At 72.6% G+C, this 16,667-nt stretch carries 15 protein-coding genes; 6 read left to right on the plus strand and 9 right to left on the minus strand.

All coding sequences use genetic code 11. The features are described from left to right. Window positions 1–65: 65 nt before the first annotated feature. Window positions 66–2,198 (plus strand): DEAD/DEAH box helicase, encoded by a 2,133-nt coding sequence (locus ES689_RS11890; RefSeq protein WP_146904634.1) that lies wholly within the window; start codon window positions 66–68, stop codon window positions 2,196–2,198. A gap of 63 nt (window positions 2,199–2,261) precedes the next feature. Here the strand turns inward: ES689_RS11890 and ES689_RS11895 are convergent, their stop codons facing one another. After that, window positions 2,262–3,209, minus strand: a complete 948-nt coding sequence (locus ES689_RS11895) for a hypothetical protein (RefSeq protein WP_146904637.1) — start codon at window positions 3,207–3,209, stop codon at window positions 2,262–2,264. A gap of 154 nt (window positions 3,210–3,363) precedes the next feature. Between ES689_RS11895 and ES689_RS11900 the strand changes: the two genes are divergently transcribed. Then, window positions 3,364–3,759 carry a VOC family protein gene (locus ES689_RS11900; RefSeq protein ID WP_146904640.1) on the plus strand — a complete coding sequence of 132 codons (396 nt, stop codon included), beginning with the start codon at window positions 3,364–3,366 and terminating at the stop codon, window positions 3,757–3,759. Between the two features lie 89 nt (window positions 3,760–3,848). Here ES689_RS11900 and ES689_RS11905 read toward each other — a convergent pair whose 3' ends face one another. Next, window positions 3,849–4,121, minus strand: a complete 273-nt coding sequence (locus ES689_RS11905) for a mycoredoxin (RefSeq protein WP_146904643.1) — start codon at window positions 4,119–4,121, stop codon at window positions 3,849–3,851. A gap of 126 nt (window positions 4,122–4,247) precedes the next feature. Here ES689_RS11905 and ES689_RS11910 point away from each other — a divergent pair, with 126 nt between their 5' ends. Then, a complete protein-coding gene (locus ES689_RS11910; protein WP_146904646.1) occupies window positions 4,248–6,005 on the plus strand; it encodes a pyruvate dehydrogenase in 1,758 nt (585 codons plus the stop codon). 114 nt (window positions 6,006–6,119) lie between these two features. Here the strand turns inward: ES689_RS11910 and ES689_RS11915 are convergent, their stop codons facing one another. Next, the gene (locus tag ES689_RS11915; RefSeq protein ID WP_146904649.1) at window positions 6,120–7,475 is read right to left on the minus strand and encodes a phosphotransferase; all 1,356 of its coding nucleotides are present in this window, start codon (window positions 7,473–7,475) and stop codon (window positions 6,120–6,122) included. Window positions 7,476–7,563: 88 nt separating this feature from the next. On the opposite strand from ES689_RS11915, the gene ES689_RS15925 reads away from it, so the two are divergent. Continuing rightward, window positions 7,564–8,346, plus strand: a complete 783-nt coding sequence (locus tag ES689_RS15925; protein ID WP_223269566.1) for a CYTH domain-containing protein — start codon at window positions 7,564–7,566, stop codon at window positions 8,344–8,346. A 169-nt stretch (window positions 8,347–8,515) separates the two neighbouring features. On the opposite strand, the gene ES689_RS11925 is transcribed toward ES689_RS15925, so the two are convergent. Genes ES689_RS11925 through ES689_RS11940 form a run of 4 tightly spaced genes read right to left on the minus strand, consistent with a single transcriptional unit; the run spans window position 8,516 to window position 12,502 of the window. After that, window positions 8,516–9,097 (minus strand): DUF1697 domain-containing protein, encoded by a 582-nt coding sequence (locus tag ES689_RS11925; protein WP_146904652.1) that lies wholly within the window; start codon window positions 9,095–9,097, stop codon window positions 8,516–8,518. A 6-nt stretch (window positions 9,098–9,103) separates the two neighbouring features. Then, a complete protein-coding gene (locus tag ES689_RS11930) occupies window positions 9,104–11,212 on the minus strand; it encodes a S9 family peptidase (RefSeq protein WP_146904655.1) in 2,109 nt (702 codons plus the stop codon). Window positions 11,213–11,271: 59 nt separating this feature from the next. Beyond that, the gene (locus ES689_RS11935) at window positions 11,272–12,099 is read right to left on the minus strand and encodes a hypothetical protein (protein ID WP_146904658.1); all 828 of its coding nucleotides are present in this window, start codon (window positions 12,097–12,099) and stop codon (window positions 11,272–11,274) included. 52 nt (window positions 12,100–12,151) lie between these two features. After that, on the minus strand, window positions 12,152–12,502 hold the full coding sequence (locus ES689_RS11940; protein ID WP_146904661.1) for a hypothetical protein: 351 nt from the start codon (window positions 12,500–12,502) through the stop codon (window positions 12,152–12,154). Between ES689_RS11940 and ES689_RS11945 the strand changes: the two genes are divergently transcribed. After that, window positions 12,501–13,055 carry an 8-oxo-dGTP diphosphatase gene (locus ES689_RS11945; RefSeq protein ID WP_146904664.1) on the plus strand — a complete coding sequence of 185 codons (555 nt, stop codon included), beginning with the start codon at window positions 12,501–12,503 and terminating at the stop codon, window positions 13,053–13,055. The genes ES689_RS11940 and ES689_RS11945 overlap by 2 nt on opposite strands. 157 nt (window positions 13,056–13,212) lie before the next feature. Beyond that, window positions 13,213–13,518, plus strand: coding sequence for a hypothetical protein (locus ES689_RS11950; RefSeq protein WP_146904667.1), 306 nt, complete (start codon window positions 13,213–13,215; stop codon window positions 13,516–13,518). 73 nt (window positions 13,519–13,591) lie between these two features. Here ES689_RS11950 and ES689_RS11955 read toward each other — a convergent pair whose 3' ends face one another. Next, window positions 13,592–14,899, minus strand: a complete 1,308-nt coding sequence (locus ES689_RS11955) for an ABC transporter permease (RefSeq protein WP_146904670.1) — start codon at window positions 14,897–14,899, stop codon at window positions 13,592–13,594. A 40-nt stretch (window positions 14,900–14,939) separates the two neighbouring features. Then, window positions 14,940–16,652, minus strand: coding sequence for a sodium:proton antiporter (locus ES689_RS11960; RefSeq protein ID WP_146904673.1), 1,713 nt, complete (start codon window positions 16,650–16,652; stop codon window positions 14,940–14,942). Window positions 16,653–16,667: the final 15 nt, after the last annotated feature.

Raw genomic sequence — 16,667 nt, forward strand, 5'->3', positions numbered from 1 at the left:
GCACCACTCGTCGTCGCTCGACGACACAGCACCGTCGACCACCGCGTCGACCACGAGGAGGAGCCTTGGCTCGACCAGGCCAGCGTCAGCAGGGCGGCACCCGCACCGCCCCCCAGAAGCACCGCCGCCGCGAGGTGGACAACGACGGGCTCATCCCCGTCCTCGCCCGGGCCGTGCGCGAGGTGGAGGCGGCCGCCCAGCGCGGGCAGGTGAAGCCCTCCAGCCGCACGAAGTTCCAGGTCATCGCCCTGCTGATGCGCGAGGAGCGCGCCCGCGTCAAGGTCGACAAGGCCGTCAGCGACTCCGAGCGCGCCGAGCAGATGAAGCGCCTCGACGGCGTCGCGCAGATCCTCGCGAAGACCGCCGCTCGCGACACCTCGCTCATCGCCCTGCTCGGCGAGGACGCCGTCGTCTCCGAGAGCGCCAAGACGCTCAGGCGCGACATGCAGATGTCCGCCGGGATGGAACTCGCCCCCGAGGAGCAGGTCGTCGTCCGAGAGGCCGCGCCCGTCGCGCCCGTCTCCGAGCGCCAGGTCGTGCCGCAGTCGGTCGTCTCGCGCCAGCTCGCCAACCCGTTCCTGCCGCCGGACTTCTCGCTCGCCGAGGTCACCCGCGAGGTGCACCCGGTGCGCCTCGCGAACTGGGAGCTCTTCGGCCCGCTCTTCAAGTCGTTCGAGTACGGCGCCGGCGGTGGCTCAGCCTGCATGCCCCTGCCCGAGCCGACGACCGTCGACGCCCCGGCCGGCGCGACCCTGATGCACCACCAGGCGCAGCTCGTCGAGTCGGCCCGTCAGGGCCACCGCACCTACCTGCTCGCCGACGAGCCGGGCCTCGGCAAGACGGCCCAGTCGCTGCTCGCCGCCCAGGCCGCCGGCGCGTACCCGCTGCTCGTCGTCGTCCCGAACGTCGTGAAGACGAACTGGGCCCGCGAAGTGCAGCTCTGGACGCCGACCCGCACCGCCACGGTGATCCACGGCGACGGCGACACCCTGGACGCCTTCGCCGACGTCGTGATCGTCAACTACGAGGTGCTCGACCGCCACGTCGGCTGGCTCGGCGACCTCGGCTTCAAGGGAATGATCGTCGACGAGGCGCACTTCATCAAGAACAAGGAGTCCCAGCGCTCGCGGCACGTGCTGCAGCTGTCGGAGCGCATCCGCTCGCGGACGGCCCACCCGCTGCTCATGGCACTCACCGGCACGCCGCTGATCAACGACATCGAAGATTTCCGGGCCATCTGGGAGTTCCTCGGCTGGATCGGCGACAAGAAGCCCGCCGCCGAGCTCATGGAACAGCTCGAGGAGGCGGGCCTCACGCCGGCCGATCCCGGCTTCTTCTCGTCCGCCCGCGAGATCGTCATCGACCTCGGCATCGTCCGACGCCGCAAGGTCGACGTCGCCGCCGACATCCCGGCCCGCCGCATCGCCGACCTCCCCGTCGAGCTCGACGACGAGGCCGGTCGCTCGATCCGCGAGGCCGAGCGCGAGCTGGCCCGCCGCCTCGTCTCCCGCTACCGGTCCGCGCTCGCGGCTCGCACCTCCGGCGTGAGGGTCGAGGGGATCGACCACGACCTGGTCCGCCAGGTCGCCAAATGGGAGCTGGAGGACACGACGACCGCGAAGAGCGGCGAGAACGTCTTCAGCATGGTGCGCCGCATCGGCCAGGCGAAGGCCGGGCTCGCCGCGGACTACACCGCGCAGCTCGCCCGCAACGTCGGCAAGGTCGTGTTCTTCGCCAAGCACATCGACGTGATGGACGTCGCCGAGCAGACCTTCGCCAAGCGGGGCATCAAGTACTCGTCGATCCGCGGCGACCAGACGCCGGCCGTGCGCCAGCGTCAGATCGACGCGTTCGTGAACGACCCCGAGGTCGAGGTCGTCGTCTGCTCGCTCACCGCGGCGGGCGTCGGGCTGAACCTGCAGGTCGCCTCGAACGTCGTGCTCGCCGAGCTGTCGTGGACGGACGCCGAGCAGACGCAGGCGATCGACCGCGTGCACCGCATCGGCCAGGAGGAGCCGGTCACCGCCTGGCGCGTCATCGCGGCCCAGACGATCGACACGAAGATCGCCGAGCTGATCGACAGCAAGGCGGGCCTCGCGGCGCGCGCCCTCGACGGCGACGACAGCGAGGTGGTCGACTCGGGCGACATCCAGCTCAGCGCGCTGGTCGCCCTCCTCACGGAGGCCCTCGCCGAGTAGCTGCGCGGCTCGTGCCGGGCTGCCGTCTCGACACTGCACCGGGCTTCGTACACTGCACCGCGTCTAGTCCCGGTGCAGTGTACGAAACCCGGTGCGTTGTCGATGAAGGCCCGCGCGAGCTAGCGCGGCCGCCACTTCCGCGGGGCGGTAGAGGTCGCGCCACACTGTCCGGACGACGCCGCGCACCTCGGGCAGCGCGCGCAGGCGGTCTTCGCGCAGCTTCTCGCGCACGACGACGTCCTCGACGCTGAGACCGCCTCGGTACTCGGCAGCGCGGTACTTCTTCAGGCCGTCGAACTCGTCCAGCAGCCCGATGTGGTCCCACCAGAAGTCGCCGTAGCCGATCAGGCCCACCTCGTCGCGGAACGGCCGTTGGAGCTGCGGAGGAGGGAAGCCCAGCCCGTCGAGAGCCACGCGCAGCACGGACTCGCCTGCCGACTCGGCCAGGGGAGACCCGAAGGCGCCGACCCACACGACCCGCGAGGTGCCCCGCCGACGGTCACGTCGGTCCAGGGCCGCCCAGTACTCGTCGAGGGTGCAGAGCCGGGCCCGCAGGCAGTGATCGAGAACGGCCACGGCCTGACTTCGGGAGGCGGTGAGAGCGATGTCGACGGCCGTCCGGGCCGGCGTCGTCAGGGTCATGTGCTCGACCGTCGTGAGGTCGACGTCCGAGAGGGCCGCCGCGTGCTTGGTCACGTGGTCGCCGGTGTGCGTGCGGCCGCGGTCGGGATCCGTGATGCTCGTCGTCGACGGGGGGACGCCCACGAGCGGCATGCCCCACATCGCGCCTGCGGCGACGTGCGAGACGACGGCTGTCCGCCCGAGGCGATCCAGCGTCGCGACGGCACGGAGGACCACGCGGTCCTCGGGGCTGAGCGGCGCCCAGTCCGCCGCGCGGACGTAGCGGCCGGGCGCGACGCGGACGAGCTCGCCGCGGGCGTGCGCCCGACGCTCGGCGGGGTCGTCGTGACGGGACCGGATCAGCAGGCCGGAGGCGCGGGAGGGGAGCACGCGGCCAGCGTGGCGTCCACGGGTCGGGGCCCGCGCCTCCTCGCGTCGGTCCTGTGGACGATGAGCGAGTGCGGGCGACGGGGGAGGGACGCCTCCCAGGAGGCGGGAGTTGGGTCGGGAGATCACCGCACGCACGCACCCGAAGGAGCACACCATGCCCGAGATCCAGGGCTACGCCCACGTCGCCATCACCGTGTCCGACCTCGACGCGAGCCTCGCGTTCTACGAGTCGCTGCTCGGCGCCCCGCCCGTCGGGCAGATCGTGCTGGACGGCCTCGACCGCCGCCTCTTCTCGGTCGGCAACGGCCAGATCCTCGGCGTGACCGCCTACACGGACGGCAAGGCGGTCCCGTTCGACCCGACCGTGCCCGGCCTCGACCACATCGGCTTCGCCGTCGCCGACCGCGACGCCGTCGTCGCCTGGCAGGAGCACGCCGCCTCGGTCGGCATCGAGTCCGACCTCGAGGACCCCGACTTCGGCACGACCCTCATGGTCAAGGACCCCGACGGCAACCAGATCGAGTTCTTCGCGGCCGCACCGCAGGGCTGACACGACCCGCTGCGCCAGAACGCCCCGCGCCTCCTGACGGAGGGGCGGGGCGTTCTCGTGTCGTAGGCGCCGGTCGCAGGCGCGGGGCGCTACAGCCCGAGCTTCGCCTTCACGTCGGCGAGCGACGGGTTCGTCGCGGTCGAGCCGTCGGGGAAGATCACGGTCGGCACGGTCTGGTTGCCGCCGTTCACGCTCTCGACGATCTCGGCGGTGCCCGCGACCTCCTCGATGTTGACCTCGGTGAAGCCGATGCCCTGCTTGCCCAGCTGCTGCTTCAGGCGGGCGCAGTAGCCGCACCACGACGTGCTGAACATCGTGACGGAGCCGGCTTCGGGGACGTAGGAGGTGGCGGTGTCGGTCATGCGACAAGGCTATGCCCGGTCGACGGTGAGGGACGGGGGAGTTGGCTGGGAGGACACGGGTCGAGGAGGCGCGGGTGAGGACGCCTGCACCGCTCGCCCGACACCATCGCGCACCAGGAGGACCCCGTGGCAGACACCGTCGCCGACCAGATCATCGCCCAGCTCGTGGCCGCAGGGGTACGGCGCATCTACGGGATCGTCGGCGACAGCCTCAACCCGATCGTCGACGCGGTGCGCCGCACCGGTGGCTCGGCGAAGGGCGGCATCGACTGGATCCACGTGCGCAACGAGGAGGCCGCCGCGTTCATGGCCTCCGGCGACGCCCAGATGAGCGGTGAGCTCGCCGTCTGCGCAGGCTCGTGCGGCCCCGGCAACCTGCACCTCATCAACGGCCTCTACGACGCGCACCGGAGCCGCGCGAAGGTGCTCGCGATCGCGAGCCACATCCCGAGCGCGATGATCGGCACCGACTACTTCCAGGAGACGCACCCCGACCGGCTCTTCGTCGAGTGCTCGGGCTACTCGGAGATGATCTCGACGGCCGTGCAGTCGCCGTCGGTCGTCGCCTCCGCCATCCGGCACGCGGTGGCCGGCCACGGCGTCAGCGTCGTCACGCTGCCCGGCGACGTCGCCGAGCTGGAGGCGCAGGGCGCGACCCCGCCCCACCTCACGACCCGTGCACCCGAGCTCGTCCCCGCGCAGGAGGACGTGCAGGCCCTCGCCGACGCGATCAACGCCGCCGGCACCGTCGCGTTCTTCGTCGGCGAGGGCGGTCGCGGCGCACACGACGAGATCATCGAGCTCGCCGGGGTGGTCGGCGCGCCGATCGGCCACAGCCTGCGCGGCAAGGACGTCATCCAGCACGACAACCCCTACGACGTCGGCATGACCGGCCTGCTCGGCTACGGGGCAGCTCACGCAGGCATCCACGACGCGGACCTGCTCGTGCTGCTCGGCACCGACTTCCCGTACCCCCAGTTCCTGCCCGACGGCGACCAGGTGCAGATCGCCCAGGTCGACGTCGAGGCGGCCGTGATCGGTCGTCGCGCGACGGTGCACGTGCCGGTGCACGGCGCCGTGCTGCCGACCCTGCGGATGCTGCAGCCGCTGGTGAAGCCCAAGAAGAGCCGCCGGTTCCTCGACAAGACGCTGAAGAAGCACGAGAAGCTGATGGGCAGCGTCGTCGGCGCTTACACGAAGAAGGCCGAGACGCTGGTGCCGATCCACCCCGAGTACGCGGCGTCGATCCTCGACGAGATCGCCGCCGACGACGCGATCTTCACCGCCGACACGGGCATGGCCAACGTCTGGGCCGCCCGGTACATCACGCCGACGGTCGGCCGTCGCGTCTTCGGCTCGTACCTGCACGGCTCGATGGCGAACGCCCTGCCGCACGCGCTCGGCGCCCAGCTCGCGTTCCCCGGTCGTCAGGTCGTCTCGATGTCGGGCGACGGCGGGCTCTCGATGCTGATGGGAGAGCTGATCACCGCGAAGATGTACGAGATCCCCGTCAAGATCGTCGTCTTCAACAACTCGACCCTGGGTCTCGTCAAGCTCGAGATGCTCGTCGACGGCTACCCCGACTTCGGCGTCGACGTGCCCTACGTCGACTACGCCGCCGTCGCCCGCTCCATCGGGATCCACGCCGTGCACGTCGACCATCCGGGCGACCTCCGCGACGGCTTCGAGGCCGTGTTCGAGCACGACGGACCGGCGCTGATCGACATCGCGACCGACCCTCAGGCGCTCTCGCTGCCGCCCGCGATCACCGGGGCGCAGGTGAAGGGCTTCTCGCTCGCCATGTCGAAGATCGTGATGAACGGAGGTGCGGGCGAGGTCGTGTCGATGGCGCGCTCGAACCTGCGCAACGTGCCGCGGCCGTAGGGGGCTGTGCCCAGAGCGGAGGAGGCGCGGCGCCGGTCCCCGGGGACCGGCGCCGCGCCTCCTCCGCTCTGCCACCAGCGCGCGTGGCCCGAGGGCAGAGGCGGCGGTGCAGGCTCAGCCCGCGCGGCGGCCCGAGCGCGCGACGAGCCGCGCGACCGCGGCGAGCGGGATGCCGATCCAGTCGGGCCGGTTCCGCTTCTCGTAGATGGCCTCGTACACGGCCTTGTCGATCTCGAACGCGTCGAGCAGGGCGCGCTGGGCGCGCACGTCGACCCCCGAGGAGGCGATGTACCCGTCGACGAAGGCCACCCGGGAGTCGTGTGCCCACGCCGCGGCGTCGACCGGCGGGGTCTGCTGTGCGAGCGAGCCCGCGACGTAGTCGAACGAGCGCAGCATGCCCGCGATGTCGCGCAGCACGAGGTCGGCACGAGAGCGCTCGGGCATCGGCCGCAGCGGCTCGCCCTCGAAGTCGAGCAGCGTCCAGCCGCGGCTGGGCGACTTGAGCGCCTGGCCGAGGTGCAGATCGCCGTGGATCCGCTGGAGGCGCGGCCACGTCAGCGACTCGGCCGCGTCGTAGACGGCGAGGACCGCCTCCTCGTGCTCGGCGATCTCGGGCACCTCGCGGGCCGCGATCGAGATGCGGCGTCGCATGCTGGTCAGGGCCTCGGCGACGGCGGAGTTGTCGGCGTCGACCGTGCCGAGCTGCTCCGCCAGGGTGGCGTGCACCTCGGCGACGGCGGTGCCGAGCTCACGGGCGGACACGGTGAAGTCCTCGCCGGCACCGGCGGCGTCGAGGGCGACGCGCCAGGCGTCCTCGGCCCCGGCGAGGAACTCCTGTGAGAAGGCGAGGTGCCCGCGCGCCTCGCCGTGGTCGCGGCCCGGGTCGGGCCAGGTGGCGTGCAGCGAGCCGAACGTCGTCGGGACCCGCGTCGAGCCGCCCTCGGTCAGGGCTGCCTGGGTCGTGACATCGGGGTTGTCGCCGTGGTGCAGCACCCGGAACACCTTCGCGATGGCGTGCTCGACGGGCCCGCCCTCGAGGTCGTAGATGATCGAGGTGTTGGACTGCTCGCCCTTCAGCACGCGCGACCTGCGCACCCGGCCGGCCTCGACGAGCGGCGTGCCGTCGACCACGACGTCGGACCCGTCCACGTGGGCACGGCTCGACATCAGCTCGAAGAGGTGCTTCGCATACGCGGGGTCGTGCGGGGCGTCGTAGAGGTAAAGGTCGTCGGCCGAGCCGATGAACGCCGCGTCGCCGCCGGGCAGCGGGGTGCGCCGCGCGACGACGGGCACCTGGTAGAGCACGGGCAGCTCGGGCGCCTCGTCGATCACGAGCAGCGTCATCGCGAGGACGCCGTCGAGATCGGCCTCGAACGAGCCGATCACCCGGATCGCGGGCGCGCTGCCCTTCGTGGCGTACCAGCGCTGTCGCGCCATCCATCCGGCAAGGGTCGGGGCGACGTCGCTCATCCCCCGACCCTACGCCCGCGGACGGCTTCGGAGACCGGCGGACTCGGAGCCCGGCAGGCTCGGAGACCGGCCGACTAGAACGGTGTGCATGAGCACCCGCGAGCAGACCGAGATCGAGCGCAAGTACGACGTCGGCGCGGAGGCGGTCGTCCCCGACCTCGACGGCGTCACGAGCAGGGCCGACCTCGCGGGAGGTGCCGGCCCTGTCCTCGAGGTCGCCCGCGTCGAGCGCGACGCCCCCGCGCACCTGCGGGCCGTCTACCACGACACGGAGGACCACCTCCTGCTGGCTGCTCACATCACGCTGCGGCGACGGACGGGCGGTCACGACGAGGGCTGGCACCTCAAGCTGCCGCCCGTGGCCGCCGGCTCGGCCTCGAGCGGTCAGAAAACGTCGTCGGAGCGTACGGGAGCAACCGGAACCGACCACTCGGCGGCGGACTCGTCCGCCGGCGAGCCCGGCGGCAGCACCCGGGGGAGGCGCGAGGTGCACGCGCCCCTCGGCTCGGAGGGCGAGGGAGTCCCCGCCGAGCTGCTCGCCCGCGTCGCGGAGCAGATCGGCGGCCGGTCGGTCGCGCCCGTGATCGTGCTCGAGACGACTCGCACGGCGACGACGCTGCTCGACGTCGCCGGTGCGGCCCTGGCCGAGCTCGCCGACGACGTCGTCACGGCGACGGTGTCGAGTCGAGAGGGCACCGAGCCTGTCGTCCGTCGCTGGCGCGAGTGGGAGGCGGAGCTCGCCCCGGGCGTCGACGGCCCGTCGGGAGACGCCCTGCTCGACGCGATCGAGGAACGTCTGCTCGCGGCCGGCGCGGTCCCGTCGGCATCGCGCTCCAAGCTCGCGCGCGGCCTCGGCGCCGAGCCCGCCTGACCCTGCCCGTTCCCGGCCTTGCCCGCTGGTCGGTGCTCCCGCAGCCACGGAACGGTCGAGGGCGGGTATTCCGGGTCGAGGGCGGGTGAGCGACGACCCGCCCCCGGCCCGGAATACGCGCCCTCAAGGTCGGGAGGCGGCGGCAGGTCTCCGGCGGCGGCGGCGGGCCTCAGGAGGAGGAGGGGACGCGGCGCGACGCCAGCAGGGCCTCGATCTTGCGCACGGTCGCGTCGTTGCGGACAGTGACCGGCACGGCGAGCGACCGCCACCACGCGGCGGGCACGCGACTGGCGAGGACGCCGTCGGGCAGCCACTGGTAGACGGCCTCGCCCGTCACGACCATCAGCTCGGGGGCGAGGTCGGACGCAGGAGGCGCCTCCTCGACCACGGGGCGCCCCGCCTGGGCGAACGCGACCGACAGCAGCTTCGCCTCGCGAGACCCGTCGCGCAGCGGGTTCGCCGCCGCGATCCGTGCGAACGCGTCTCCGCCGAGCACGACGAGGTCGGCGTCGACGCCCGTGCGCTCCCGGACGGCTGCCCGGAGGGCGTCGGCGTCCTCGGCCCCGAGCGGACGATCGGCGGCGAACACGAGGTTGCCGCTGTTCAGCAGCGTGGCGGCGCGCTCGTGTCCGAGCTGTTCGGCGGCCGCTCGCAGCTCGACCATGGGCACGCGCTTCGCCGTCCCGACGTTGATGCCGCGCAGCAGCGCGACGTGGTCCGGCCTGCCCGGGTCCCGCACGTCGTCGTCCACGTCGGCCTACGCGCGACCCAGCACGTCGAGCAGCCAGGCGAGCTCGAACGCCCGTTCGCGCCACGACTCGTAGCGTCCGCTGACGCCGCCGTGGCCCGCCGACATCTCTGTCTTGAGCAGCACGGGAGCGCCGACGTCGCGCAGCCGCGCCGTCCACTTCGCGGGCTCGACGTAGAGCACCCGGGTGTCGTTCAGCGAGGTGACCGCGAGGATGCGCGGGTACGTCGCCCCCTCGCGCACGTTCTCGTACGGCGTGTAGCTCGCCATGTACTCGTACACCTCGGGGTCGTGCAGGGGGTCGCCCCACTCGTCCCACTCGATCACGGTGAGGGGCAGCGACGGGTCGAGGATGCTCGTCAGCGCGTCGACGAACGGCACCGCCGCGACGATGCCGGCGAAGCGCTCGGGCGCGATGTTGGCCACGGCGCCCATCAGCAGGCCGCCGGCGCTGCCGCCCTCGGCGACCAGCAGCTCGGGGCTGGTGCGGCCCTCGGCGATCAGGTGGTCGGCGACGTCGACGAAGTCGGTGAAGGTGTTCTTCTTCGACAGGGTCTTGCCCTGTTCGTACCAGGCGCGGCCCATCTCACCGCCGCCGCGCACGTGCGCGACCGCGAAGACCACGCCGCGGTCGAGCAGCGAGAGGCGGGCGACGCTGAAGCCCGGGTCGATGCTGTGCTCGTACGAGCCGTAGCCGTAGAGGTGCAGCGGGGCGGGCTCGCCGACCCGGACGGCGTCGCGACGCCAGACGAGCGAGATCGGGATGCGGGTGCCGTCCGCGGCCGTCGCCCACTCGCGGGCCTGCTGGTAGTCGGCGGGGTCGTAGTCGCCGAGCACGACCTGGCGCTTGAGCACACGGCGCTCGCCGTTGCGGACGTCGAGGTCGACGACGGTCGAGGGGGTCGTGAACGAGGTGTGGACGAACCGCACGGTCGGCTGGGCGAACTCCGGGCCGCCCGAGGCCCCTGCCGAGAACAGCGGCTCGTCGAACTCGACCTCGACCGGCTCTCCGATGCCGTCCGGCCCGAGGGGGACGACCGAGAACCGGGGCAGCGCCTCGCGCCGGTACTCGACGACGAGGTGGCCGGCGAAGGCGTCGACCGACTCCAGCCGGACGGAGGAGCTCTGCGGCACGACGACCTGGCGGTCGGTCGTCGAGGTCGGGTCGTCGGCCGGCACGTCGACGAGCTCGAAGTTCTCGGCACCGTCGTTGTGGACGACGAGGAGGCGGTCGCTGCCCGCGATCACGGCGTGCTCCACCTCGTACTCGACGCCCTCTCGGCGGGGCCAGACGACCCGGAACTCGCCGGTCGGGTGGGTCGCGTCCAGGAGCCAGGTCTCGCTCGTGATCTTCGAGCCCATCTCGATCAACAGGTACTGGCGGCTGCGGGTGAGGCCGACGCCGATCCAGTAGCGCTCGTCGGGCTCGGTCATCACGACGACGTCGTCGCCCGTCGTGCCGACGCGGTGACGCCAGATCGTGTCGGGACGCCACGCCTCGTCGACGGTCGGGTAGAAGATCCACTCGCCGGTCGCGTCGAACACGGCGCCCGGCGCGGTGTCCTCGACACGGTCGTCGAGGTCGCGGCCGGTCTCGAGGTCACGGACGCGCAGCAGGTAGCGCTCGTCTCCCGTCGTGTCGACGGCCCAGGCCAGGCGGGTGCCGTCGGCGGAGACGTCGAAGCTGCCGAGCGAGAAGAAGTCGTGCCCCTCGGCCTCGACGTTGCCGTCGAGCAGCACCTGCTCGCCCTCGGCGGGGCGGTCGGCGGCGATCGCCGGGGGAGTCCAGTCGTCCGGCCCGGAGATCGGTGCGCGGCAGTGGATGCCGTACTGCTCGCCCTCGGCGGTGCGCGAGTAGTACCACCAGGAGCCTTCGCGGACAGGAACGCCGAGGTCGGTCTCCTGCACGCGCCCCTTGATCTCCTCGAAGATCGTCTCGCGAAGGGCTGCCAAGTGGTCGGTCTGCTCGGCCGTGTAGGCGTTCTCGGCCTCGAGGTGGGCGATCACCTCGGGGTCCTCCTTGTCGCGCAGCCACTCGTAGGCGTCCACGACGTCGTGGCCGTGGTGGCTCCGGACGACGGGCTTCTGCGGGGCACGGGGAGGGGTGAGGGAGGCCATCGGGCCAGCCTAGCCAGGCTGCAGCGTCGTGCTCCGGCTCCCGGCTCCCGGCTCCCGGCTCAGACCCTGCGGTCGGACCCCGTGAGGCCGTCCTGCTCGGGCACGTCGGGGTATTCGTCGGAGGCGACGTGGCTGTCGGCCGGGTCGGGAGCCGCCTCCTGTCGGCGGATCTCCGACGCCGCCTCCGGGGTGCCGGCCTTCTCGGCACCGCCGGCGGTCCGGACGCCGGGCAGCGTGGCGAGGCCGTCGAGGTCGTCGTCCGGCACCTCGGCCGGGTCGGGCAGGTCGGCGGGGTCGGGCTGGTCGGCGTGCGCGTCGCTGGTCATGCGGGCGACGGTACCCGCGCCTCCGGGCCGCAGTCCGTCGTCAGCCAGCAGGGTCGTCGGGGCCCGCAGCCCCGCGACGGTCGGGGCGAGGTGCGCCTCGCCCGGCTCGAGGTCGGCGATGGCCCGACGCGGGTCGCGGAGGCGCCGGACGCTCTCGTTGAGCCGGGCGTGCAGCTGCATGAGGTGGAGGCGGTAGAGGTCGGGTGCGTCTTCGCTGTCGTCGAGGAACGTGTTGCAGGCCAGCGTCATCTCGTTGAGCACCGGCAACGCGGTCGAGCGCGGCCGCGTGCGACGACGGGCGGCACGGATGACGCCCCGCAGCGCGCCGATCGACCGCCGGGCGTGCTGCCAGTCGGGGTCGCGCGTCGCCGCGTCGGGGCTGCGCGTCGCCGAGACGCGGCGCAGGACGCGCCGGAAGTGGATCTCGGTCACCAGCTCGTTGAGGGCCGAGGCCTCGGCCCGACGCGACTCCAGAAGGCGCACGAGCAGGTTCGACCCGAAGGCCGCCCCGGCGCCGAGGAACGCGCCGAGCGTCACGGTGAGGACGTCGCTCCAGATCATGCGGCCACGCTAGCCGCGACCCCCGACAGCGCTTCACCGACACCGCGACCGGTCAGTGCGACGCCGCGTCGATCCGCCCCATCAGCGACCACACGGCCCGCGACAGCTCCGGGTGCCACAGGGCCACCCCGCGGAGGAACCTCAGCTCGTCCTCCGCCCCGAGCCCGCCGGCGACGGGCACGCCCTCGACGCCACGGGCGTCCGCGCGGATCCCGATCACGACCTGCTCGTCGACGGTCGGCAGCGACGGCACGACGTCCCACGGGTCCTCGCCGCCCCGGCAGCGCAGCTCGATGAGGGCGGCCAGTTCGTCGTGCGCCTCGGCCCGCAGCACCTCGAGGCTCCGACCGGCGCCGCGGAACTCCGGCACGCCGCCGCGGGGTGCGTCGGGCGTCTCGGGCATGACGACGACCCTACGCGGCGCCTCCCGCACGACTCCTCGGCGCCTCCTCGGCCTCGCTACCCTGGGCGCCATGCCCTACCGCGTCTGCGTCACGTACCTGCTCCGCGAGCGCGACGGGGTCGTCCAGGTGCTGCTCGGCCGAAAGAAGACCGGCCTCGGCGTCGGGTACCACGTCGGCCTCGGCGGCAAGCTGGAGCCCGGCGAGACGGCCCTCGAGGCCGCCGTCCGCGGGATCGCCGAGGAGGCGGGGGTGACGGTCGACCCTGCCGACCTCGACCCCCGGGGCGAGCTGCTCTACCTCTTCCCCCACCGCGAGTCGTGGAGCCAGCGGTCGTCCGTCTTCGTCACGACGCGCTGGCGGGGCGAGCCGGTCGAGAGCGACGAGCTCGTGCCCGCGTGGCACGACGTCGTCGACCTGCCTCTCGGGGAGATGTGGGACGACGCGCGTCGCTGGCTGCCCGCGGTGCTCTCCGGGGGACACGTGGCGCGCGAGTTCACCTTCGGCGACGACCTCGCGACGGTGGTCTCCGACCGGCCGCTGCCCGCCTCCTGACGGCCCGCCGGGTCCGCAGAACGGAGGACTCCGGCGCGTTCTGCCCCCTCTCGGGTGCCCCCGCAAGAGGGGGACGCACGCCGGGGGCGGGATCCCTACAGTCGATCGAGACGAGTCATTCGGGTGACAGATCAACACGATCAGGAGAGAGTGCGACATGAGCGGACACCAGGCCGTCACGATCCGTGCGACACGCACGACGGGTGATGCGCGACGGTGGGCCGAGTTGTCCCTGACGACACCGCGATGGGTGGTGGCCCTCGGGTGGGCCACAGCCGTCGCCGCGGTCGTCGTGGGCGCCGTGCTGGGGAGCACGGGACTCGCACTCTCCCTGATCGGCACCGCCGCGGTGCTCCTGCGCTTCGCGGTCGTCGCCGTCCGCTTCGCGCGCTCGGACCGGGCCGCCGAACAGGCCCTGCTCGCCAGGCGCGAAGCGGCTGCGGTCGCTGCCGGGAGCCGCTGACCAGGCGATCGACGGCCGACCGCGACGCGGGCCCGTGTGCGCTGCACACGGGCCCGTCGTCGTTCCCGGCCGGCTAGCGCGACCCGCCGTCGCCGTCGTCCGCCCGCGGCACCACCCGCACCGGTCGTGTGTCGAGCCCGGTGTCCTCCAGGCCGCCCGGCGCCCCGAGGAACATGTCGCCGTGCACGTCGCCGTCGACGTCCGAGCCGTCGTCCGCACCGGCCTCGTACCGTCGCCGCTCGTCGTCCGGCACCGTGTCGATGCTGCCCGTGTCCGTGGCGACGAGTCCGTGCCGCGCGAGGACGTCGTCGCGTTCGCCGATGAGGAACTCGCGGTTCGCGGCCTGGGCGTCGGCGAACATCGTCGTGCGGCCGGTCACGATCCGCCGGATGCGCCGCCGCTCCCACCACGCCTTGCCGATGATCATCAGCACGATCCCGGCGACGGCGTAGCTGACCAGCATCGTCAGGCCGCGGCCGTAGCCCGGCCCGACGTCGTAGAGCACGCGCTTGAGCATCTCGGTGATGCCGCTGCCGACCACCACGGCATTCAGCCAGGCGAACGGCTGCGGCATGAACCACGAGGGGTAGGCGCCGCCCGAGGCGGGCATCGACAGGAAGACGAACACGATCATCGCGGGCAGCGCGACGAAGCGCCCCGCGAAGTAGCTGATCCCGTTCACCGTGAGGCCGATGGCCGTGATCCAGGCCCAGCCGAGCAGCACCAGCTCGCCCCAGTGCCCCTGCACCGCGCCGATCACCGGCCCGGCGAGCGTGTTCGTGATGAGCGAGATCAGCATCGCGCCGACGACGATCACCGACACCCGGGTGCGGTGCCGGAGCGGCGCCCCCATCAGGCCGATGAACATCGCGACCATGTAGCCGCCGATGCACCAGGCCAGCATGAGGTAGAGCGACACCGTGCCGTACTCGTCGTAGGCGGGCAGGGGCGCGAGGTCCTCGACGACGGGCGTCGCACCTCCGGCCTGGAGCACCGGCGTGAGCATCGCGGGGATCAGCGCCGACACCTGGTACTGGTGGGCGCTCGCCTTGTAGATCGTGGAGTCGGCCGGGTCCCAGGCGACCGCCGCGTGACCGGTGCGCACGGCCTCGCGCGCCTCCTCGACGGTGCTCTCGCCCCGGACGACGAAGACGCCGGGGTCGGCCGCGTCGAGTGACCGCTGCAGCTCGGACGACGACCCGACGACCGCGATCGGCACGTCGTGCGGGTGCGGGGCGTGGAACGCGGCGATGTAGCAGAGGCAGAACCCGACGATGAAGAACAGCGGCAGCCAGAGCTGCAGGCCGATCAGCTGGAGCGACGGGTGCAGGGTCGAGTACCAGAGGCGGAAGCGGCCGGTCTCGGGCTTCGTCGACGTCACGCGTCCTCCTTCTCGCTCGCCGTCACGATACGCCCGCCCCTCACGACCGCGTGCTCGACATCGCGTTGGTGTCCATGGCGAGCTCCTCCGCGTCGATGCCGAGCAGCACGTGGCGCATGACCTCCTCGTCGAGGGCGCCCGCGTCGCGCTCGCGGAGCACCACCTCGCGCCGCTTGTCGAGCAGCTCACGCCGGATCCTGCTGATCGCCCGCGGCACCTCGCGTCGGCGGTCGCGCTCGGCGCCCGTGACGGTGCGGTCGGAGGCGTCCTCGACGGCACCGCGCCGGAGGGCGTCGTTCTGTCGCACCAGCCGTGCGGTCGCGGCCTGGATCGCTCGCTCGGTCAGCTCAGGTCCGTACTGCGCCGTCCACGCCGCCCGCCGCGCCTCGACGTGCTCGAGCGTCTCGGCCGTGCTCGTCGCGAAGAGCGCGAGCTCGGCGGCGAGGTCGCGGTCGCGCTGGCTGGCGTCCTGCACGCCGAGCCGGCGGATCAGCGCGGGCAGGGTCAGCCCCTGCAGCAGCAGCGTGCCGACGGTCACGACGAACGCGATCAGGAACATCGTGTCGCGGGCCGGCACGGGGACGCCGCTCTCGGTCACCGCGGGGATCGACACGACGGCGGCGAGCGTCACCACCCCGCGCATGCCCGTCCACGAGATCACGGTCAGCTGCCGCCAGTCCAGCCGCGGCTGCGGGTGGTACCGCACGCGCCGCAGCGCCGGCACCCGCCGCATGCCCCGCAGGAGGCGCGACAACAGCAGGTAGCGGAGCACACGGGCCGCGTAGTAGCTGGCGAAGACGAACGCGGGCCGGACGAGCACGACCACCGCGAGGACGACGAACGCGACCCCGACGCTCTGGGCGAGTCCTCGGTCGCTCTCGGCCACCTCCTGGACGACCGTCCGCAGCTGCAGCCCGATCAGGGCGAAGACGAAGCCCTCCAGCAGCACGTCGGCGGCGGCCCAGAACGGGCGCTCCTGCAGCCGGGTCGCGTAGCCGGTGCGCGGTGAGTTGAACCCGACGAAGAGACCGGCGGCGACGACGGCGAGCACGCCGGAGCCGCTGAGCTCCTCGGCCGTGATGTAGGCGATGAACGGCAGCAGCAGCCCGATGACGTTCTCGATCACGGGGTCGTCGATGCGCATCCGCACGCGGTGCGCGACGAAGCCGAGCACGAGGCCGACCGCGACGCCCACCCCGATGGCGAGGCCGAAGATGCCGAGGTCCTCCCACAGGGTCAAGGAGGCGCCCCCCACGATCGCGAGGAACACCTTCACCAGCGTCAGCGACGCCGCGTCGTTGATCAGGCTCTCGCCTGACAGCACGGTCATGACCTTGCGGGGGAGGCCGAGCTTGCGGCCGATCGCCGCGGCCGAGACCGCGTCGGGCGGGGCGACGACGGCGCCGACGAGCACCGCGGCCGGCCAGGTCATGTCGGGGATCAGCACGTAGGCGACCCCGCCCACGACGAACGCGGTCACGACGACCGCGCCGATGCCCAGCCGCTGGATCTGCACCCGGCTCTCGCGGAAGTTCAGCAACGACACGTCGAGCGACGCCGAGTAGAGCAGCGGCGGAAGCACGACGGTGAGGATGACCTCGCTGTCGATCTGGATGTCGGGGACCCCGGGGATGAACGACACGGCGAGCGCCACCGCGACGGTGAGCAGCGGGGCAGGCAGGCCCTTCCAGCGCGCGAAGCCCGTGACGAGGAGCGAGCCCGAGAGGATGATCAGCACTTCGGCGAGTTCCATGCGGCGTGAGTCCCC

Origin of the sequence: Frigoribacterium sp. ACAM 257 (assembly GCF_007954365.1) — a bacterium.
GTDB lineage: Bacteria > Actinomycetota > Actinomycetes > Actinomycetales > Microbacteriaceae > Frigoribacterium.

What these genes read in the sequence shown, in the direction of transcription:
- ES689_RS11905 (WP_146904643.1), bottom strand. Translation starts at nt 4,121, where the DNA reads ATGACCGACACCGCCACCTCCTACGTCCCCGAAGCCGGCTCCGTCACG.
- ES689_RS15925 (WP_223269566.1), top strand. Translation starts at nt 7,564, where the DNA reads ATGAGCACCCGCGAGCAGACCGAGATCGAGCGCAAGTACGACGTCGGC.
- ES689_RS11900 (WP_146904640.1), top strand. Translation starts at nt 3,364, where the DNA reads ATGCCCGAGATCCAGGGCTACGCCCACGTCGCCATCACCGTGTCCGAC.
- ES689_RS11930 (WP_146904655.1), bottom strand. Translation starts at nt 11,212, where the DNA reads ATGGCCTCCCTCACCCCTCCCCGTGCCCCGCAGAAGCCCGTCGTCCGG.
- ES689_RS11940 (WP_146904661.1), bottom strand. Translation starts at nt 12,502, where the DNA reads ATGCCCGAGACGCCCGACGCACCCCGCGGCGGCGTGCCGGAGTTCCGC.
- ES689_RS11945 (WP_146904664.1), top strand. Translation starts at nt 12,501, where the DNA reads ATGACGACGACCCTACGCGGCGCCTCCCGCACGACTCCTCGGCGCCTC.
- ES689_RS11935 (WP_146904658.1), bottom strand. Translation starts at nt 12,099, where the DNA reads ATGATCTGGAGCGACGTCCTCACCGTGACGCTCGGCGCGTTCCTCGGC.
- ES689_RS11915 (WP_146904649.1), bottom strand. Translation starts at nt 7,475, where the DNA reads ATGAGCGACGTCGCCCCGACCCTTGCCGGATGGATGGCGCGACAGCGC.
- ES689_RS11960 (WP_146904673.1), bottom strand. Translation starts at nt 16,652, where the DNA reads ATGGAACTCGCCGAAGTGCTGATCATCCTCTCGGGCTCGCTCCTCGTC.
- ES689_RS11950 (WP_146904667.1), top strand. Translation starts at nt 13,213, where the DNA reads ATGAGCGGACACCAGGCCGTCACGATCCGTGCGACACGCACGACGGGT.